Below are 19,582 nucleotides of genomic sequence, written 5' to 3' on the forward strand. Positions count from 1 at the left end.
ACTGAATCTGAACACAGATTCACGTACGTCTCAACGAGGAGATACCCGATGGTGCGCATTCCTTCGTCCCGAGTCTCACGCTCCTTCGCCCTGGCGGCGAGTGGCAGCCTGGTCCTGGCCCTCGCAGCGTGCGGCGGGGAAGGGGGCGAGGGCGGATCCGGGTCGGAGGAGACCCTCGTCATCGGCTACTCGGCCGGCATCAGCGGCGGCGCCGCCGAGTACGGCCGCAACGTGCAAAACGGTCTGCAGATGGCCATCGACGACCTCAACGAGGAGGGCGTGGAGATCGACGGCACCTCGTACACGCTCAAGCTCGAGAGCCTCGACGACCAGTACCAGCCGAGCACGACCGGCACCAACGCCCAACGCCTCGTGCAGAAGGAGGGCGCCAAGATCGTCTTCGTGCCGCACGCCGGTGGCATCAAGGCGGCCCAGGAGCTCAACACGACCCGCGACAAGTTCCTGCTGGGTGCCTACAGCTCCGACCCGGCGATCCTCGACGCGGGCAACGAGCTGACGGTGATGATCCCGCCGTCCTTCACCAGCTACATCGGCCCCTTCATCGACAAGGTCGAGACGCAGGGCAAGGGCAAGCTCGGCCTCCTGACGACCTCGAGCGAGTTCGGCCAGGAGTGGACCAAGGCGGCCACCGCGGCCTGGGAGGAGGCCGGCGGCACCGTGCAGTCCAACAACAACATCGACTACGGCTCGGTCTCCGACTTCGCCGGCCCGGTGTCCAAGACCCTCTCCGGCAAGCCCGACGTCATCCTCGTCGGCGGCCCGTCGCAGCCGACCGCGCTCATCATCGAGGAGGCCCGCAAGCAGGGCTACAAGGGCGAGTTCATGGTCATCGACCAGGCGAAGTTCGAGGAGATGGAGGAGTTCACCGACCCGAAGAACCTCAACAACTCCGTCGGTATCGCCCCGATCCAGGAGTTCGAGGGCACCGAGGACTTCATCACCCGGTACCAGGAGAAGTTCTCCTCCGACAAGCCGGTGAACGCCGACATCGCACTCAACTACCAGGCCCTGCCCGTCTTCGTCGAGGCGATGAAGGAGGCCGGCAGCGTCGACGACCCGCAGAAGATCCGCGACGCCATGCCCGACGCGGTCGGCAAGGTCGACGAGAAGTTCGAGGTCGCCTTCGCCCCCGACCGGATCTCCGACAAGGGCCACTTCGTCTCCGACGGTCTCAAGGCGGCCTACCGCAACGACAAGGGCGAGTACGAGACCTTCGAGATCGAGCAGCCGAAGGAATGACCCAGGTGACGACCAACCACCCCGGGGGTTGCGGGTGACGCTCTTCATCCAGCAGCTCATCAACGGTCTGGCCCTCGGCGGCATCTACTGCCTCGCCGCCATCGGCCTGACCCTCGTCTTCGGCGTGCTCGGGTTCCCGAACCTCGCCCACGGCGCGCTCTTCATGGTCGGCGGCTACGTGACGTACACGCTCCTCGTCGACGTCGGCCTGCCCTATGTCATCGCGATCGTGGGCGCGGCGCTCGTCCTCGCCGTCATCGGGGTCGCGTTCGAGCGGGTGATCTTCCACCCGCTGCGCAACGCACCCCACACCCACCACATGATCGCGACGGTCGGCGTGATGTTCTTCCTCACCTCGGTCGTCCAGGAGGTCTGGGGGACGGGCTTCCTGCGGATGGAATCCCCCTTCGACGGGCGGTTGACCGTGGCGGGCGCGCAGATCTCCTGGCAGCGGATCATCATCATCCTCACGGCGATGGTCGTCCTCATCGCGCTGACCCTCTTCCTCAAGAGGTCGGTGCACGGCCAGGCGATCGAAGCCATCGAGCAGGACCGCACCGGTGCCGAGCTCGTGGGCATCAACCCCAACGTCGTGTCGATGCTGACCTTCGCCGTCTCGTTCGCCCTCGTCGCGATCTCGGCGGGGCTCGTCGCACCGATCCAGCTGTTGTCACCGGGGATGGGGGAGTCGCTGAGCCTCATCGTCTTCGCGATCATCATCCTCGGCGGCCTCGGCTCCCTGCCCGGAGCGATCATCGGCGGGTTCGTCATCGCGCTGGCGGAGGTCATGGCCTCGACCTACATCTCGGTCGGCGCGGGCCAGGCGGCGGTCTTCGTCGTCCTCATGGCGGTGCTCGCGATCAAGCCGACCGGGATCTTCGGGGCGGTGGAGGCGCGATGACCAGCATCCTCAACCCCCGCCTCATCGGTGTGGCGGTCATCGCGATCGCCTTCCTCGCCGCTCCGCTGCTCGTCGAGGGGCAGCCCTACCTGCTGCGCATCGTCACGACGGCGGCCATCTACGCGATCGCGGCCTACGGGATGAACATCATCCTCGGCCTCACCGGTCAGCTGTCCTTGGCCCACGGCGCCTTCTTCGGTGTCGGCGCCTACATCGTGGGCCTGGCGACGACCGACCACGACTGGTCCTTCTGGAGCTCCTTCGCCGTCGCCGTGCTCGTCACCACGGTCCTCGGCTACGCGTCGGGACTCATCGCCCTGCGGACCCAGGGGGCCTACTTCGCGATCTTCACGATGGCGCTGGGCTTCCTGATCTACATCATCGTCATCCGCTGGGAGTCGGTCACGCACGCCCACTCGGGCGTCAGCGGGATCAAGCTGCCCGAAAACATCGGGCCGCTCGACTTCAGCGACCCGGTCGTCCTCTACTACCTCGTGCTGGTCTTCCTCGCCGGCGCGGCGTACACGACGCACGCGATCCTGCGCTCCTCCGCGGGCCGGTCGCTCGTCGCGATCCGCACCTCGGAGGACCTGGCCAAGTCGATCGGCGTCAACGTCGGTGTCAGCAAGCAGCTGGCCTACACCGCCTCGGCGGGCACGGCCGGCCTCGCGGGCGGACTCTTCGCGACGCTCAACGGGTTCATCGGGGCCGACTCCGCGTCGATCGACCTGACCTTCCAGTTCCTGCTCTTCCTGCTCATCGGCGGGATGGGCACGGTCATGGGGCCGATCGTCGGCAGCGTGCTCGTCGCCTTCCTCTTCGAGCTGCTGCAGGATCTCGAGTCGTACCGCTTCATCGTCCTCGGGCCGATCATCGTCCTGCTCGTCATCTTCGCCCCGCGCGGGATCGTCGGGTACCTCAACGAGTTCCTCGCCTCGCGGCGGCGACGTGGGCGGGGTTCACCGCCCGAGGACGAAGGGCGGCGCCCGGCCCCCGAGAGCACCGCCCCGGCCGGGTCCACGGCCACGACGAGAGAGGGGGTCCGCTGATGCTGCTCGAGGTACGCGGACTCGGCAAGGCCTTCGGTGGCCTGCACGCGGTGAGGGACGTCGACTTCGACGTGCCGGAGGGCTGCGTGACGGCGATCATCGGACCCAACGGCGCCGGCAAGTCGACGCTGTTCAACCTGCTCGCCGGCTTCTACCGGCCCACCTCGGGCACGGTGACCTTCAACGGCAAGGACATCACCGGGATGAAGCCGCACCAGACGGTGCGCGAGGGCATCGCCCGCACATTCCAGACCACGCACCTCTTCGAGGGCTCGAGCGTCCTGGACAACGTGCGTGCCGCCTGCGTGGTGCGGTCGAGGTCGAACGCGATCGATGCCGTGCTGCACACCCCGCGGCACCGGCGCGACGAGCGGCGCAGCCTGGCCACGTCGATGAGTGAGCTCGAGTTCGTCGGTGCCGCGCACCTGCGGGACGACATCGCCTCGACGCTGCCCCAGGAGGCGCAGAAGCGCATCTCGATCGCGCAGGCGTTGGCGACGGAGCCCTCGCTGCTGCTCCTCGACGAGCCGGCCGCGGGGGCGACGGACGAGGAGACCGAGTCCTTCGGTCGGCTCATCCGCCAGATCGTGGAGCGCGGCATCACCGTCTGCCTCGTCGAGCACAAGATGTCGATGGTCATGGACCTGGCCGACCAGATCGTCGTCCTCGACCACGGCCAGCGGATCGCCATGGGCACCCCGGAGGAGATCAGGAACGACCCGCTCGTCATCGAGGCCTACCTCGGTGCGGACGCGGGCGCGGCAGGAGCAACGTCATGATGAGGATCAGCGGCCTGAGCGCCGGGTACGGCGCGGGCGATGTCCTGCACTCGGTCGACATCACGGCTCCGGCCGGTGAGCTCACCGTCATCCTGGGCGCCAACGGGTCCGGCAAGTCGACGCTCTTCCGCACCGTGAGCGGGGTGCTGCGGCCGACCGCGGGTCGGGTCGAGTTCGAAGGGGAGGAGACCACCCGCAGCCGTCCGGCGGCGATCGTGCGGCGCGGGTTGGCGCACTGTCCCGAGGGGCGGCACCTCTTCCCGCGGATGTCGGTGGAGAAGAATCTGATGCTCGGTGCCTACGTGGGTCGTCGGGACAAGCGGCGGGTGCGTGAGCTCCTCGGACGCACCTACGACCTCTTCCCGGTGCTGCAGGACAAGAGCCACCAGGACGCGGGCTCGCTCTCGGGTGGCCAGCAGCAGATGGTGGCCATCGGCCGGGCGCTGATGTCGGACCCGAAGATGCTCATCCTCGACGAACCCTCGATGGGGTTGGCCCCGCTCATCACGCAGCAGGTCTTCGACGCCATCGTGGGCATCAACCAGGAGGGCATCGGGGTCCTGCTCGCCGAGCAGAACGCCCGCTCGGCGCTGAAGATCGCCTCGACGGGGTACGTGCTCGCCGAGGGCCGGGTGGTCCTCTCGGGCGCGGCGAGCGACCTCGCGGACGACCCGGCGGTGCAGCAGGCCTACCTCGGCGTCTGAGCACCAGGGTGGTGACGACCCGACGTCACGCATGACGCGAGCGCGCACGTCCCCGGAACGTGGGCGCTCGTGTCGTGTCGTCGGCTCCCTTCTCCCGGTCCGCCCGACCCCATGCAGAGTCTTGACGTCGAAAGATTGCATCTCCCCGGGGAAATGCAACGTCTTGATGTCGAGAGGTTGCATTGCCATCGGGCAATGCTGTGGTGGGGCGTGCGTGCGCCGTCCGTCGCTGCTCCCGGTTGCGGCAGGTCGGCCCCGGCGTGAGCATGGGACATCTGTGCACAGCGACGAAGGGAGGGGCCCGCCGGTGAGGGAGCCCACCGCGATCGAGACGGCCGAGGACGAGTCCTTGGCCCAGCTGCTCGACGACGGGATGCGCGATGCGCCCCCGAGTCACCGCTACGGTCCCGCGGCGGACGCGGTCCTCGAGCGCTACGGGTCGGACGATGCTCCTGCCGTCGTCCTCGTGCACGGTGGCTACTTCCGCCCCGGCGTCGACCGCGCCCACGCGCGTCCGACCGCCCGGGCACTCGCGGCCGCGGGGTGGCAGGTGGTCCTCCCCGAGTACCGCCGGATCCCCGGTGCGCCGTGCACGGCCACCGAGGACCTGGCTGCAGTGGACGCGTACCTGGCGGGGGAGGGCATCGACGTCCACGCGTGGGTGGGTCACTCCGCCGGAGGTGCCCTCGTGCTCTGGCGAGGGCTCGTGCCCGAGCTGCCCCCGGTGCACGTCGTCGCGCTCGCGCCGGTCGCCGACTTCGCTGCGGCAGTGGCGGATCGGCTCGGTGACGACGCGGTCCGCGACTGGATCGGACACGACCCGCAGGAGGCGCCGATGACCTACCGGCGGCTCGACCCGACCGCACTGGCGTCACGAGCCCCGGATGCGCTGCAGCGCATCCACCTCGTCCACGGCCGGGACGACGCCACGGTCCCGGTGTCCCAGACCGAGCGATTCCCGGCAGCGAGCACGCTGCTCGCGGGAGCACACCACTTCGACGTCATCGACCCGCGCTCGCCGCACTGGCCGACGGTCCTCGCGGCGATCAGTCGCTGAGCAGGGCCTCGATCCGCAGCAGCGCCTCGGCCACCTCGGCGTAGGACGTGCTGAGCGGCGAGAGCCCGAGCCGGATGCCGTCCGGCTCGCGGAAGTCGGGCACGACGTCCTGCGCCCACAGCTCTCGGTAGACCTCGCGGAACCGGGGGTGCGCCAGCGTCACGTGGCCCCCGCGCTGCGCGTCGTCGAGCGGCGAGACGACCCGCACGCCGTGGCTGCCGAGCACTTCGTCGACGGCGTCGATGACGAAGCGCCCGAGCCCGATTGCCTTGTCCTGCACCGCATCCAGGCTGACGGACTCGATGAGGTCGACCGTGTCCTCGATGCCGACCATGCCGAGCACCGGGGGAGTGCCGGAGATGAAACCGCGCATGCCCGCGCCCGCCCGGTAGCCCGGCCCCATGACGAAGGGCTCCGCGTGGCCCATCCATCCCTGGATCGGCTGGCGCAGCCGCTCCTGGTGGCGCGCCGCGACATAACCGAAGGCCGGCGCCCCCGGCCCGGCGCCGAGGAACTTGTACGTGCAGCCCACGGCGAGGTCGACCCCGTGCGCATCGAGGTCGGTGCGCAGGACGCCGACGGAGTGGCACAGGTCCCACAGCACGAGCGCGCCGGCCTCGTGCGCGAGGCGGGTGATCTCCGGCAGGTCCGCGACCCACGCCGACTTGTACGCGACGTGCGAGAGCAGGACGACACCCGTGCGCCCGGTCAGGGCGTCGGCGACGAGGTCGGGGGTGACCCCCTTCGCCGGGTCCGGCTCGACCCACACCAGACGGGCGCCGGTCTCGGCCGCGATGCCTTCTGCGACATAGCGATCGGTCGGGAAGTTCTCCGTGTCGAGCACGATCTCCGGGCGCTGCGGACCGGCCGCGGCGACGGCCGCGCGCAGCAGCTTGTAGAGCATCACCGTGGTCGAGTCACCGACGACCGTCTGGCCGGGTGCCGCGCCGAGGCAGACCTCGCCGATGCGGTCGCCGAGCCGCAGCGGCAGCTCCATCCACTGCTCGTCCCACGAGCGGATCAACCGGGTGCCCCAGTCGTGCTCGACCAACTGCGTGATCCGCTCCGCGGTCGCGCGCAGCGGACGGCCGAGGGAGTTGCCGTCGAGGTAGGCGACGAGACCGTCGGCGGGCAGGTAGAGATCCCGACAGTGACGAAGGGGGTCACTCGCGTCGAGCGCGGCCGCGTGCTCGCGCAGCCGGTCCGGCAGGACCGCGCTCACGCGCCGATCTCCGTGCGCACGGCGAACAGCTCGGGGAAGAAGGTCAGGTCGAGCGCCCGCTGGAGGAACCCGACGCCGGAGCTGCCGCCGGTGCCGGTCTTCATCCCGATGGTGCGCTGCACCGTCTTGAGGTGGCGGAAGCGCCACAGCTGGAAGTTGTCCTCGAGGTCGACGAGCTCCTCGCACGCCTCGTAGACGTCCCAGTGCTCCTCGGCGTGGGAGTAGATGTCGGCGAAGACCGCCGTGAGCTCCGGGTCGAGCTCGTGCGCGCGGGTGAGGTCGCGCTCGAGGACCCGCTCCGGGATCGCGTAGCCGCGCCGCGCGAGGTACCGGAGGAACTCGTCGTAGAGGCTCGGTGCCTCGAGGAGCTCGGCCAGCACCGCGTGCGCCTGCGGGTCGGCCTCGTGCACCCGCAGCATGCCGGGGTGCTTGTTGCCCAGGGCGAACTCGACGGTCCGGTACTGCCAGGACTGGAAGCCCGAGGCGTGCCCGAGGTAGGGGCGGAACTCCTGGTACTCCGTCGGCGTGAGCGTCGCGAGGACCGACCACTGGTCGGTCAGCGTGCGCTGGATGTGCTTGACGCGCGCGATGCGCTTGAGGGCGATGCGCATCTCGTCGGCGGCGAGCAGCTCCATCGCCGAGCGGGTCTCGTGGAGCACGAGCTTGAGCCACAGCTCCGAGGTCTGGTGCTGGATGATGAAGAGCATCTCGTCGTGGTGGTCGCTCACCGGCCGCTGCGCGTCGAGCAGCGTCTCCAGTGCCAGGTAGGACCCGTAGGACATCTCCTCCCGGAAGTCCTGATGGACGCCTGCCTCGATGTCTCGTGTGTTGCCGCTCACGCGCCCAGCCTAGGGTCTGCCGAGATCCGTCCCCGACGGCAGCAGCAGACCGGCGAGCACGCCACCGGCGGCGATGATCACGGCGCAGACCAGCATCGCGACCCGGTAGCCGTCGGCGAATGCAGCCGGCTCCTCGACGACCTGACCGGTCAGGCCCGCCAGCGGCGGGATGGCGGCGACGGCCAGGAGGCCGCCGGTGCGGGCGACCGCGTTGTTGATCCCCGAGGCCAGACCGGCGAGCTCGTCGGGCGCCGTCGACAGGGCCGTGGCGGTCAGGGGTGCGACCATCGCGGTCAGCCCGAGACCGAAGACGGTGACGCCCGGCAGCACGTCCGTCACGTAGTCCGCGCCGGCGCCGACGGGCAGCAGGAGCAGCACGCCGAGGGCCATGACGAGCGGGCCGAGCGACATCTGCACCCGCGGGCCGATGCGGGCCGCGAGCTCACCCGAGCGTGACGAGAGCGCCATCATCAGCAGGGTCGTCGGCAGGCTCGCGATGCCGGCCGCGACCGGGCCCCACCCGGTGACGACCTGCAGCTGCAGGACGAGGAGCAGGAAGACCACGCCCATCGCGCCGTAGACGACGAAGGTCACCGCGTTGACCGTGGAAAAGCTGCGCGAGCGGAAGATCCCGAGCGGCAGCATCGGGTCGGCCGTCCTGCGCTCGTGGACGACGAAGGCGATGCCCGCCGCCACACCGATCGCGGCGACGGCGAGTGTGGGGCCGGTGAGGCCCCCTTCGCCACTGCTCGTGAGCGCCCAGGTGACCGCGGCGAGCGCGATGACACCGAGCGCGGCGCCGACGCCGTCGAGCCGACCGGGATCGCGGGCCCCGTGGTCCTCGGGGGCGTGGCGCGCCGCGATCGCGAGCACGATCGCGGCGATCGGCAGGTTGATGAGGAAGGCCCACCGCCACGAGGCGACGTCGATGAGCCAGCCGCCGACGAACGGCCCGATGACGGTCGCGACCCCGCCGTACCCGGCCCACGCGCCGATCGCGCGCGGCCGGTCGTCCGGGACGAAGGCGGTCTGCAGCATCGCGAGGCTGCCGGGGGTGAGCAGCGCGGCTCCGATGCCCTGCAGGGCCCGCGCGACGACGAGCCACACGTCGCTCGGCGCGAGCCCGCAGGCCAGCGACGCGAGCGCGAACCACGCCGTGCCGAGGACGAAGACCCGCCGCCTGCCGTAGCGGTCGCCGAGCACCCCGCCGAGGAGGATGAAGGCCGCGAGCGTGAGCGCGTAGCCCGTCACGACCCACTGCAGGGTGGCGAAGGGGGCCTCGAAGGTGGCGCCGATCGCCGGCAGGGCGACATTGACGATCGTCGCGTCAATCATCGCCATGCCCGAGGCGAGGATGGTCATGACGAGGACCCACCGGCCCGGGGCAGAGGCCAGCCGCAGCGGAGCGGGGGACCCGCTCATCTGCGCGACACCTCCGGCAGGCGCAGCGAGGCGAGCACCCCGAGCACGCCCAGGGCGGCGAGGAAGACCAGCGCCCACTCGACCCCGAATCCGGCGATCGCCGAGCTGACCGCACCGACGACGAGCAGGATCACGCCCATCGCGGAGTTGGAGACGGCGACGTAGGTCGTGCGCCGGTCGCCCTCGGCCATGTCGACGACATAGGTCTTGCGTCCGACCCGCACCCCGGTGTGCAGCATCGTCACGAGGAAGTAGCTGCTGACGAAGATCGCGTACGTCGCCAGGCTCCCGCCGTCGAGGTCGAGCAGCGTCGTCGTGAGCACGAGCGCGGCGAGCACGACCGAGGCCAGTGCCGCGCCGATCGTCATCAGCCGCTTGCTCGACCGGTCGGCCATCCGCCCGAAGAGCCGGCCACCGAGCAGCGCCGCCACGCCCGAGGCGATGATGAACCCGCCCAGGCCGGTCAGCGCCGGAGCCCCCGCCTGCACCGCCATCGTCACGATGAACGGCGGGCTGAGCGAGGACACGAGCAGGAACCCGCGCACGGTCACGAATCGGCGGAAGTCCCCGTCCTCGCGCAGCAGCGTGAGCGTCTCGGCGAACCACCCCGGCCCGTCGTCACGTTCGTCCGTCGACCTCGAGCCGTCACCCGGGTCCTCCGCCGGCTCGCGCACCCCGACGTACACGACCGCCACGAGCACCCACAGCACAGCGCCGAGCCCGAGGACCGCCGCGAGGACGCCGGCGTCGAGGTCCTCGCCGAGGGCGCGCACCGCGAGCCCGAGGGTGATCGCGACGATCCCGGAGGCGGTCGTGGCCAGGCCGTTGATCTGGCCGCGCTCTCCCTTCGGCATCGTCCGTCCCTGCACGTCCTTGGACGAGATCGAGCACAGGCAACGCCCGAGGGAGAAGACGGCGAGTGCGATCAGGATGACGACACCGGCGACGAGTCCGTCGAGCAGCGCGGCGCTCACGGCCATCGTCGCGACGGACGCGGCCTGCACGAGCGCGCCGGTGACGAAGACGGACTTGCGCTGGCGCACCCGCACGACGAAGGGGGTGAGGAAGGCCTGGGGGAGCATCGACCCGGACTCGCGGATCGGCACGAGCGCACCGGTGAGCACCGGCGGCACCCCGAGCGCGTGGAAGAGCCACGGCAGCACCGTCGAGGCATTGACGGTCTGGTCACCCGAGGACTGCAGCGCATTGGCCCCGACGAGACGAAGGGCATTGCGCGGCACCTCCCGCCGCACCGCCTCGGGCAACTCGGCCTCGGCCTCGAGGTCGCGCCGCAGGAGGCGGGCGTGGATGCGTTCGGTCGTCGTCACTGCGTCAATCTAGGCCGCGCTGCCGACATCCGTCTCGGGCGGGTCAGACCTCCTGCTCCTTGGCCGTCGCCACCTTGGCGAAGACCTCCGGCTCGCCGTCGGTCAGGAGCATGACCGAGTAGGGGTCGAACTGGTCGCCCTGCTCCATCCCGGGCGTCCCGACGGGCATGGCGGGCACGCTGAGGCCGCGAGCCCCCCTCGGCGGGTCGGCGAGGTACTCGAGCACGTGGCGGACGGGCACGTGCCCGACGAAGAGGTGGCCGTCCCGGTTGCGGGCGAGGTGGCAGGACTGCATCTCGAGCGGGATCTCGTGCTCGGTCCACACGGTCGCGAGGTTGTCCGGGAGCTCGGTGGTGATCGCGAAGCCGTGCTCCTCGGCATGCCTGACCCACCCGCTGCAGCACCCGCACGACGCGTCCTTGTAGACGGACATCGCGAGCTGCTCGGCGTCGACACCGTGTCGGGCGACGCGCGGCGGCAGCGAGGTCGGGGCGCTCGCCGTGGGCGTGGAGGCGGGCGGCGTGGCGGCAGGGGTGGGGGAGTCGCTGCAGGCGACCAACGCGCCGAGCAAGGGCAGGGCGAGGAGGGAGCGACGGGGGAGGGCGGACATGGTCGGCACCTTTCGGAAGAGGAGGGCGAAGGGGGTGGGCCCGGCCAGCCGGAGCCGGCCGGGCCACGTGGGTGGGGTGTCGAGGTCAGAGGGTCTTGCGCATCTGGCGCATCTCGGTGATCTCGGCCTGCTGGTCGGTGATGACGTCCTCGGAGAGCTGGAGCGCCTCGGGGTTGTGGCCGTCCTTGCGGTGCTGCTTGGCCATGTCGACCGCGCCCTCGTGGTGCTCGATCATCTGGTCGAGGAAGAGCCGGGAGGCGGTGGCGCCGTCGGCTCGCTCGAGCGCGCGGATGTCCTCGGCGCTCACCATGCCGTCCATGTGGCCCTCATCGCCCGAGGCCGAGCCGTGGCCACCGTGGTCCATCGGGTGGCCCCAGTCCTCCAGCCAGCCCTCCATCGTGCGGATCTCGGGACCCTGCGCGTCCTTGATGTCCCGGGCCAGACGGGCGACCTCCGGGTCGAGGCCGTCCTTGTCGAGCACGGTGTCGGACATGTCGACGGCCTGCTGGTGGTGCATCGTCATGCCCTGGGCATAGGTGACGTCGGCCTGGTTGAAGTCCGCGGCCGAGCCGGGGCTCGCGCTGCTGGACGTGTCCTGGGTGTCGGCGGGCTCGCTCGAGGAGCAGCCGGCGAGGGTCAGCGCGGCGGTCAGGCCGACGACGGCGGTCGTGATGGTGTGTCTGCGCATGGTGGATCGCTTCCTGGTCAAGGGTGGGTCGTGCAGGGTGGGCAGGAATTCCGGCACCACCGCGGTCCGCGGGGTGGCCGGAGGCAGTGCTCACGTCCGGCAGACGCACAACCTCGTCAGGAGTTCGCGTGGGGGTGCCTGGCGGTCGGCGCCCCACGCGGGCAGTGGGACCGCCGACGCACGTGGGGGTCGCCAGGACCAGAGAGCCCGGCCCCGCCCCGGCAGCGCGAGGGTCAGGGACAGCAGGACGAAGAGGCACGCGGCACCCGCCGAACCCACGTCACCGCACGGACCGACCGGGCACGAGTCGTGCATCGTGCCGCCGGGCGCCGGCGCGGGTGCCTGCGACGTGTCGAAGGGAGCGGCGAGCTCTCCAGCCGTGGTGCCGTGTCCGTGGTGGCCGGCCTGGGCGGCCGACGTGCTCGTCCTGTCGACGGGAGCGGGAGCGGCGCCATGGTGCCCCACGGCGAATCCGTGCATCGCGAGGATGCCCGCGACCACCGTGGACGCGAGGGCGAGCAGGACCACGCTCCAGACGACTCCTCGCCCGTGGCGTGGACCGCTGCAGAGCCTGCGCCCGTTCGTACCCACGCACCCAGCATAGGTGGGCAGCCCCTGCGCCGACCGACCTCCCCCCATACCCCCTATGGGTAGGCGCGTGGCGTGAGCGGGCCGGCCCCCGACGCGTGGCTCCCCGGTCCTCCGGGTGGAGGTATCGCTGACCCTCCAGGAGGGCCGGGCCCACCTCGACCGGGGGTACCTCGACCCGCTCAGCGGCCTCAGCGCGCCGGGCGGATCGTCCCCACGCACTCACCGAGGTCGATGACCGACCCGTCGGGGCCGGGAGCGGTGCCGCGCAGCGTCACCGTCTGACCGTCCTCGAGGAATCGCATCTCCCGGCCGTCGGCGAGCACGAGCGGCTCCTTGCCGCCCCACGACAGCTCCATGAAGGACCCGCGCTGCTCCCGCTCGTCACCCGAGACGGTGCCCGAGCCGAAGAAGTCACCCGGACGCAGCGAGGCGCCGCCCACCGTCATGTGCGCGACCATCTGCGGCGCGGTCCAGTACAGCTCCTTGACCGGCGGGTGCGACACGACCTCGCCGTCGAGGTCGACCTCCATCGTGATGTCGAGCGCCCACGGGTCCTGCGAGTCGTCGAGGTACTCGGCCAGCTGGTGCTCGCGGGCCGGGGGAGTGACGCGGGCGGCGGCCAGCGCCTCCCACGGCACGACCCACAGCGAGATCGACGAGGCGAAGGACTTGCCGAGGTACGGACCGAGCGGCACGTACTCGTAGCCCTGGATGTCGCGCGCGGACCAGTCGTTGAAGAGCACGACGCCGAAGAGGTGCTCGCTCCCGGCGCGGGCGACGGACACCTCACCCTCGGGGGCCGACCCGCCGACGACGAAGCCGAGCTCGGCCTCGATGTCGAGGCGACGCGACGGACCGAAGCTGGGGGTCCCCCCTTCCTCCGGCCGCAGGCCCTTGGGGCGCGGCACGTCGGTGCCCGACGGGATGACCGTGCCGGCGCGGCCGTGGTAGCCGACGGGCAGGTGCTTCCAGTTGGGCAGCAGCGGCGCCTGGTCGGGGCGGAACATCCGGCCGATGTTGGAGGCGTGCTGCTCGGAGGCGTAGTAGTCGACGTAGTCGGCGACGGTGAAAGGCATGTGCAGCGTGACGTCGGCGACCGGCGTCGCGACGGCCTCGACGATGCCGTCGAGCCCGTCGGTCGTCACGACCTCCTGCAGCCACGCGCGCAGCGGCTGCCACACGGTGTGCCCGGCGGCCAGGAGCGCGTCGAGGTCGGCAGCGGAGGCCGCGGTACCGGCATCCACCGGCAGGCGCGGGCCGTCGGCGGCGGTCACCGCGGCGACGAGGTCGCGCAGGGAGATCGCGAGGTCACCCAGGCGCACGCCCAGGCGCGGGTCGCCGCCTGCGGGGGAGAAGGAGGCGTACGGCAGGTTGTCGGGGCCGAAGCCCTCGGTCGAGAAGCGCTGCGCTGCAGTCGTCATGGGATGTGGCCCTCTCGGGTCGGGGATGGACGAAGGGGGTCAGGCGGGGAAGAGGTCGAGTCGCCGCAGGGCGTCGGCCGGCTCGCCGACGCTGCACGTGCCGAATGAGGTGAACGACTCACGCCACCGCCCGTCGGACGCGGCGCCGGCGCGCGCGAGGCGCTCCGGGTCGGTCTCGGCGAGCCAGCCGGCGACGACCTCGCGGTCCTCACCAGCCCGGGCGGCCTCGGTGGCGAGGGCGATGTTGAGGAAGCCGTGGTGGGTGAAGCCGGTCGTCGCGTTGGTGTACCGGATCGCCTCGTGCAGGCCGGCGGTCAGCTTGAACGGCAGGCCCGCCGCCACGGCCCCGGTGAGCACGTCGCCGAGCTCCTGCGGGGTGGGGAAGAGGTGGGCCTCGATGCCGCCGGTGCGGTACTTCAGGCGAAGGGGGGTCCCCGCCAGCTCGTCGAGCGCACCGTCGGCGACCTGGCCGGCCGTCAGCTCGACGTAGACCGGCAGGTCGGTGACCTGCGCGGCCTCGCGGACCTGCTCGGTCCACACCGCGCGGTCGGTGGGGTCGGTCTTGAGCTCGACCGCGACGATCCGCAGGTGTGGCGCCACCTCCGCGCGGGCGGCCAGGGCCTGCCCGAGGGCACCGGCGGGGGTGACGACGGAGGCCTCGACGGGTCCGCCGGTCAGGTCGAGCCCGGCGGCGATGCCCGCGGCCTCGGGCAGGTCGGCCAGCGCGAGGACGGCCGGGCCGACCGCGCCGTCGAGCAGGCTCGCGCGCCGCGCCACGTGGTCGGTCACCGCGCGCTCGACCGGGGCGAGCCCGGGCGGGAAGGTCGCGGCGTCGTCGAAGAACTCGACGAACTGCTCGGGGACGGTCTGCTGCTGGGTCACGCTCACGAGCCGACCTCGAAGCGGCCGCCGGTCCAGGAGCCCGCGTACTTGCCGTCGTCCGTGGCCATGCCGCCGACGCCGAGGTCGAGCGGGCGGAAGGTGTCGACCATGACCGCGGTCTCGTCGAAGTACTCGGCGCCGAGTGAGGCCTCGACCGCACCCGGCTGCGGGCCGTGCGCGTGGCCGCCCGGGTGCAGCGAGATGGAGCCCTGGGCGATGCCCGATCCCTTGCGCGCCTCGTAGTCGCCGTCGACGTAGAACATGACCTCGTCGCTGTCGACGTTGGAGTGGTAGTACGGCACCGGCACGGACAGCTCGTGGTAGTCGACCTTGCGCGGGACGAAGTTGCACACGACGAAGTTGTGTCCCTCGAAGACCTGGTGCGCCGGCGGCGGCTGGTGCACCTTGCCCGTGATCGGCATGTAGTCGCGGATGTTGAAGGTGTACGGGTAGAGGCACCCGTCCCAGCCGACGACGTCGAAGGGGTGCTCCGGCACCGTGTGGATCGTGCCGGTGATGCCGCTCGGGCCGCGACCGCGGTGCTTGATGTAGACGTCGACGTCCTGCTCCTCGACGAGCAGCGGCTGCGTCGGGCCGCGCAGGTCGCGCTCGCAGTACGGCGCGTGCTCGAGGAACTGGCCGTAGCGGGAGAGGAAGCGCTTGGGCGGACTGATGTGGCTGGACGCCTCGATGAAGTACAGCCGGGCGCTCTCGCCGTCGCGCAGCACCCAGCGGTGGATCGTCGCGCGGGGGATGATGACGTAGTCGCCCTCGCTCGCCTCGAGCGCGCCGAACTGGGTCTCCACGAGGGCCGAGCCGCGCTCGACGTAGACGCACTCGTCACCGATCGCGTTCTTGTACAACGGCGAGGTGGTGCCGACCTGCGAGTAGGACAGGCGCACGTCGCCGTTGCCGAGGAGCAGCTGGCGGCCTGTCACCGCGTCGATCGTCGCCGCGCTCTCCTCGGAGAAGAGGTCGTGCGGCGTGAGGTGGCGCGGCAGCAGCGGCTCGTTGGGGGTGAGCGTCTGGTCGGGCAGCTCCCAGTGCCGCGCGCCGACGATCCCCGACGGGATGTGGCGGTGGTAGAGCAGCGAGCTGTCCGAGCTGAAGCCCTCCTCACCCATGAGCTCCTCGTAGAGGATGCGCTCGTCCTCGTCCTTGAAGAGGGTGTGCCGCTTGTCCGGCACCGGTCCGACCTGGCGGTAGTGGGCCATGGCTGATCCTTACGACGTTGTGCGGATGGAGAGTCAGTGTGTGCGCTCAGCGCACATTCTACGCCCAACGCCCCCCAACGTTCCCCGAGGAGCTTGCGCAGCAAGCGTCTCGAGGGGAGGCCCTCAGTACAACCGCGCGATCCGCTCACGCGCCTCGTGCAGGACCGGCAGGAGCGTGTCGAGGTCGAGGTCGGTGGGTTGCCCCAGGGCGATGAGGCCGATGGCGCTCTCGACGTCGGTGTCGGAGACCGCTCCGGTCCCCACGGCCAGTCCGGCGGTGCCGGGCTGGACCTCGCCGCGGGAGACCGCGTGCCCGTGGAGGCGGGCGGCGCGGACCGCGTCGATGTCGTCGGGCTGCTCGGGGCGCAGGGCGAGGATCGCCAGGCCGTCGGCGCCGTGCTCGAGGGGGTGCCGGGTGCCGACTCGGTAGCTGATGCCGATGGGTCCGCGGGCGGCCGGCTCGGCGACGGCGATGGCGACCGACTCGTCGCGGTCGGCGATGCTGACGAGCGCCGTGTGGCCGGTCCGGTCGGCGAGGTCCTGGACGATCGGTTGCGCGGCGGTGCGGTACTGCCCCATGAACCGGCCGGCGACGACGAGCGCCCCGCTGCCGAGGCGGTAGCGGCCGTCATCCCCCTTCGTCACGAGGTGACGTCGCTCGAGGGTGGCGAGGATGCGGTAGGCGCCGGCGCGGTGCACCCCCAGCTCGTCGGCGAGCTCTGCGGGGGAGATGCCCGCCGCGCGACGGGAGACGATGTCGATCGCCTCGAGGCCGCGGTCGAGCGTCTGCAGGGTGCTCATGGTGCTGCGGAGTCTACGCAGCGAAGGGAGCGGACCGTCGCCTCACCGGGGGAGCAGGTCCGCGACGCGTCGGGCCGCGGGCAGGACGTCGTGGCCGAGGTGGACGACGTCGGGGTCGGTCAGGTCCTCCTGCCGTCCGCCGCCGACGAGCACGGTGACCGCGGGGTCGGCGGAGCGCAGGGCCGCGACGACCGCGCGGGCCGCCTTGGCGTCCTGCTTGCGGGGGACCGCCAGCACTGCGCAGCGCGCGTCGTGCGCGTCGAGGGCCGAGCGCCAGGCGTCGGCCGGCAGGTCGGGTCCGAGGTAGACGACGTCGACGCCGAGGCGGCGCAGTGCGACGGCGAAGGCGAAGATCCCCAGCTCGTGGTGGACGTTCGACGGCAGGCCGACGAGGACGCGTGGCCCGCCGGGTCGGCTCGCGGCGGCGTCGAAGGCGGCGGCGAGGCGGCGCAGCACCGCGTGCGCCACGAGGTGCTCGCCGGCGACCGTGATCCGGCCGTCGGCCCAGGCGAGGCCGACCTCGTCGAGGGCGCGCAGCAGCCAGTCGTCGACGACGGACTCGAAGGACGCGGTCGCGAAGCGTTCGTCGAGGACGCGCCCCACCGCGGCCGGGTCCATCGCCGCGGCGGCGGTGATGAGGCGCGTCGTCGCCTCACGGGAGGCGGCGTCCGTGGGGGTCGTGGCGTGCGGCGAGGCGGCCACGTCCGTCGGTGCGTCGACGGCGGGCGAAGGGGGAGTGCCCCCGGCCGGCGCGGACGCCGCGCCCTCGGAGTGGCGCCGATCCACCTCTGCCGCAGCGGTGCTCGCGGTCCATCCGTCGGCGACGAGCGCGGCCATGTCGCGCAGCCGGGCGACCGCCGCGTCGTCGTAGAGCCGGTAGCCGGAGTCGGTCCGGTGCGGCTCGACGACGTCGTAGCGGCGCTCCCAGGCGCGCAGGGTCGCGGCCGGGATCCCGGTCAGCTCGGCGGCGCGCTTGATCGTGTACATGGGCGGTGGTCCTCGGGCTCCTCTACAACTGCGGCAGCACTCGGGCGAGTGCCTCCTCGGCGTCGTCCCCGAGTCGCCGCAGCGGGCCACGGAGGAAGGGGGTGGCCAGCTTGGCGAGGCCCTTGAACCTGAAGTCCGCCTCGTAGACGAGCACGCTACCTCCGTCGGGACCGGCACTGATCGACATGGTGTCCTGCACCCCCACCGTGTCGTTGTCGCCGCGCATGACGACCAGGCGCCCGGGCTGCAGGTCGACCGTCACGTAGGTCAGCTCGGTCTGCCGACCGCGGAAGACCGAGCGGTTGTGGTAGCGGCTGCCCACCCCGCCATCGCCCTCGAGGAGCGTCGTCTCGAGGGTGCCCGGGTCCCACTCCTCGCTCGTCGTGAAGTCGCTGAGGTACGCGTACACGAGCGCCGGAGGGGTACCGGGGACGGTGATCGTGCGGGTGATCTTCATCGTCGAACCATCCTTGAACAAACATTTGACAAGCGGACGAGAGTCACTCTAGCGTCTGGACAAAGGTTAAACAATCTTTGGACGAGGGTGGCGCCGAACCCCCTTCGAGAGTCGCCCCCTTCGTCCCCGTCCACCGCAGGAGACCCCCCGTGACCGACCACCGCGACCCATCGTCCACCGGGCGTCCGCGCGCCGCCGTCGTCGGCGCCGGCGTCTCCGGCCTCACGGCCGCGCACGTCCTGGCCCGCACCCACGACGTCACCCTCTTCGAGGCCGACAGCCGGCTCGGCGGGCACGCCCACACGCACACGGTGCCCACGAGCGACGGGGGCAGCCTGCGGGTCGACAGCGGGTTCATCGTCCACAACGAGCGCACCTACCCGCACCTGCTGCGCCTCTTCCGCGAGCTCGACGTGCCGACCCGGCCGACCGAGATGAGCATGTCGATCACCTGCGACGGGTGCGGCCTGTCGTGGGCCGGTGGCCGCGGGGCGGGTGCGGTGCTCGCCCAGCCGCGGCGGGCGCTCGACCCGCGCTTCGTGCGGATGCTCACCGAGATCCCGCGCTTCCACCGCGCGGCCCGGGCCCTGCTCCACGACGCCGGTGCCACGGACGACCCGACGTGGGGCGAGTTCCTCGACCGCCACGGGTTCTCGCGGTACTTCGTCGCCCACTTCGCGCTGCCGCTCGTCTCGTGCGTCTGGTCCTCCGGCGACGAGGACTCGCTCGACTACCCGGCCCGCCACCTCTTCGCCTTCCTCGAGCACCACGGCATGCTCAGCGTCTCCGGGTCGCCGACCTGGCGCACCGTCGTCGGCGGCTCGGCCACCTACGTCGACGCCCTCACCGCGCGACTGCCCGACGTGCGCAGCGGCTCGCCGGTCACGGCGATCACGCGGCACGACGACGGGGTCGACGTGCGCACCGCCGGTGGGGCGCCCCTTCGCGGCTCCGCACCCGTCGAGACCTTCGACAAGGTCGTCGTCGCCACGCACGCCGACCAGGCTCTTGCCCTGCTCGCCGACGCGACCCCGCAGGAAAAGGAGGACCTCGGCGCGATCCGCTACACCCGCAACGAGACCGTCCTGCACCGCGACACGAGCCACCTGCCGCGGGCGCGGCGGGCGCGGGCGTCGTGGAACTACCGCAGCGCCACCTGCGGCGGCGCGCTGCAGCCGCGGGTCAGCTACTGGATGAACCGCCTGCACGGGTACGACGAGGGCGGTGACCAGTTCCTCGTGACGCTCAACTCCCCGACCCCCTTCGACGAAGGGGACGTGGTCGCCCGGATGGACTACGCGCACCCGGTCTTCACCCGGGAGGCGGTGGCCGCGGCCGCCCGCCTGCGGACCGCGGGCGGCGACCGGCTC

Annotated in this window: 20 protein-coding genes; 7 read left to right on the forward strand and 13 right to left on the reverse strand. The window is 71.5% G+C overall.

Annotated elements, in window-relative coordinates:
* Window positions 1-48 precede the first annotated feature (48 nt).
* From JAN01S_RS02350 to JAN01S_RS02375, 6 genes are all read left to right on the forward strand, one after another.
* Complete coding sequence (locus JAN01S_RS02350; RefSeq protein ID WP_068313074.1) at window positions 49-1,260, forward strand: ABC transporter substrate-binding protein; 1,212 nt, start codon at window positions 49-51, stop codon at window positions 1,258-1,260.
* Window positions 1,261-1,294: 34 nt separating this feature from the next.
* Entirely contained in the window at window positions 1,295-2,161 is an 867-nt protein-coding gene (locus tag JAN01S_RS02355; RefSeq protein WP_068313077.1) for a branched-chain amino acid ABC transporter permease, read from the forward strand.
* Window positions 2,158-3,210 (forward strand): branched-chain amino acid ABC transporter permease, encoded by a 1,053-nt coding sequence (locus JAN01S_RS02360; protein ID WP_068313078.1) that lies wholly within the window; start codon window positions 2,158-2,160, stop codon window positions 3,208-3,210. The genes JAN01S_RS02355 and JAN01S_RS02360 overlap by 4 nt, the downstream gene beginning before the upstream one ends.
* Complete coding sequence (locus tag JAN01S_RS02365) at window positions 3,210-3,989, forward strand: ABC transporter ATP-binding protein (protein WP_068313081.1); 780 nt, start codon at window positions 3,210-3,212, stop codon at window positions 3,987-3,989. Before JAN01S_RS02360 ends, JAN01S_RS02365 begins: the two co-directional genes overlap by 1 nt.
* A complete protein-coding gene (locus JAN01S_RS02370; RefSeq protein WP_068313084.1) occupies window positions 3,986-4,693 on the forward strand; it encodes an ABC transporter ATP-binding protein in 708 nt (235 codons plus the stop codon). The genes JAN01S_RS02365 and JAN01S_RS02370 overlap by 4 nt, the downstream gene beginning before the upstream one ends.
* A gap of 307 nt (window positions 4,694-5,000) precedes the next feature.
* Complete coding sequence (locus JAN01S_RS02375) at window positions 5,001-5,750, forward strand: alpha/beta hydrolase family protein (protein ID WP_084359954.1); 750 nt, start codon at window positions 5,001-5,003, stop codon at window positions 5,748-5,750.
* Here the strand turns inward: JAN01S_RS02375 and JAN01S_RS02380 are convergent.
* From JAN01S_RS02380 to JAN01S_RS02440, 13 genes are all read right to left on the reverse strand, one after another.
* A complete protein-coding gene (locus tag JAN01S_RS02380) occupies window positions 5,740-6,972 on the reverse strand; it encodes a kynureninase (protein WP_244884724.1) in 1,233 nt (410 codons plus the stop codon). The genes JAN01S_RS02375 and JAN01S_RS02380 overlap by 11 nt on opposite strands.
* Window positions 6,969-7,811: a tryptophan 2,3-dioxygenase gene (gene kynA, locus JAN01S_RS02385; RefSeq protein WP_068313087.1), complete on the reverse strand. Its 843-nt coding sequence runs from the start codon at window positions 7,809-7,811 to the stop codon at window positions 6,969-6,971. Before kynA ends, JAN01S_RS02380 begins: the two co-directional genes overlap by 4 nt.
* Window positions 7,812-7,820: 9 nt before the next feature.
* A complete protein-coding gene (locus tag JAN01S_RS02390) occupies window positions 7,821-9,233 on the reverse strand; it encodes an MFS transporter (protein WP_068313090.1) in 1,413 nt (470 codons plus the stop codon).
* Window positions 9,230-10,561 (reverse strand): MFS transporter, encoded by a 1,332-nt coding sequence (locus JAN01S_RS02395; protein ID WP_068313095.1) that lies wholly within the window; start codon window positions 10,559-10,561, stop codon window positions 9,230-9,232. Before JAN01S_RS02395 ends, JAN01S_RS02390 begins: the two co-directional genes overlap by 4 nt.
* Window positions 10,562-10,604: 43 nt before the next feature.
* Window positions 10,605-11,171 (reverse strand): DUF411 domain-containing protein, encoded by a 567-nt coding sequence (locus JAN01S_RS02400; protein ID WP_068313098.1) that lies wholly within the window; start codon window positions 11,169-11,171, stop codon window positions 10,605-10,607.
* An 85-nt stretch (window positions 11,172-11,256) separates the two neighbouring features.
* Window positions 11,257-11,859 (reverse strand): DUF305 domain-containing protein, encoded by a 603-nt coding sequence (locus JAN01S_RS02405; protein ID WP_068313099.1) that lies wholly within the window; start codon window positions 11,857-11,859, stop codon window positions 11,257-11,259.
* A 90-nt stretch (window positions 11,860-11,949) separates the two neighbouring features.
* Window positions 11,950-12,387, reverse strand: a complete 438-nt coding sequence (locus JAN01S_RS02410; RefSeq protein WP_068313100.1) for a DUF6153 family protein — start codon at window positions 12,385-12,387, stop codon at window positions 11,950-11,952.
* Between the two features lie 251 nt (window positions 12,388-12,638).
* Entirely contained in the window at window positions 12,639-13,871 is a 1,233-nt protein-coding gene (gene fahA, locus JAN01S_RS02415) for a fumarylacetoacetase (RefSeq protein ID WP_068313101.1), read from the reverse strand.
* Window positions 13,872-13,910: 39 nt separating this feature from the next.
* Window positions 13,911-14,759 carry a hypothetical protein gene (locus JAN01S_RS02420; protein ID WP_244884725.1) on the reverse strand — a complete coding sequence of 283 codons (849 nt, stop codon included), beginning with the start codon at window positions 14,757-14,759 and terminating at the stop codon, window positions 13,911-13,913.
* Window positions 14,756-15,967, reverse strand: a complete 1,212-nt coding sequence (locus JAN01S_RS02425; protein ID WP_068313102.1) for a homogentisate 1,2-dioxygenase — start codon at window positions 15,965-15,967, stop codon at window positions 14,756-14,758. The genes JAN01S_RS02420 and JAN01S_RS02425 overlap by 4 nt, the downstream gene beginning before the upstream one ends.
* Before the next feature lie 123 nt (window positions 15,968-16,090).
* Complete coding sequence (locus JAN01S_RS02430) at window positions 16,091-16,768, reverse strand: IclR family transcriptional regulator (RefSeq protein WP_068313104.1); 678 nt, start codon at window positions 16,766-16,768, stop codon at window positions 16,091-16,093.
* A 42-nt stretch (window positions 16,769-16,810) separates the two neighbouring features.
* Window positions 16,811-17,755 carry a MerR family transcriptional regulator gene (locus tag JAN01S_RS02435; protein ID WP_068313106.1) on the reverse strand — a complete coding sequence of 315 codons (945 nt, stop codon included), beginning with the start codon at window positions 17,753-17,755 and terminating at the stop codon, window positions 16,811-16,813.
* 22 nt (window positions 17,756-17,777) lie between these two features.
* Window positions 17,778-18,212 carry an SRPBCC family protein gene (locus JAN01S_RS02440; RefSeq protein ID WP_068313108.1) on the reverse strand — a complete coding sequence of 145 codons (435 nt, stop codon included), beginning with the start codon at window positions 18,210-18,212 and terminating at the stop codon, window positions 17,778-17,780.
* Window positions 18,213-18,361: 149 nt separating this feature from the next.
* Between JAN01S_RS02440 and JAN01S_RS02445 the strand changes: the two genes are divergently transcribed.
* Window positions 18,362-19,582: NAD(P)/FAD-dependent oxidoreductase (locus JAN01S_RS02445; RefSeq protein ID WP_068313111.1), on the forward strand; the 1,221-nt coding region annotated here is incomplete at its 3' end.

This window comes from Janibacter anophelis NBRC 107843 (assembly GCF_001570945.1).
GTDB lineage: Bacteria > Actinomycetota > Actinomycetes > Actinomycetales > Dermatophilaceae > Janibacter > Janibacter anophelis.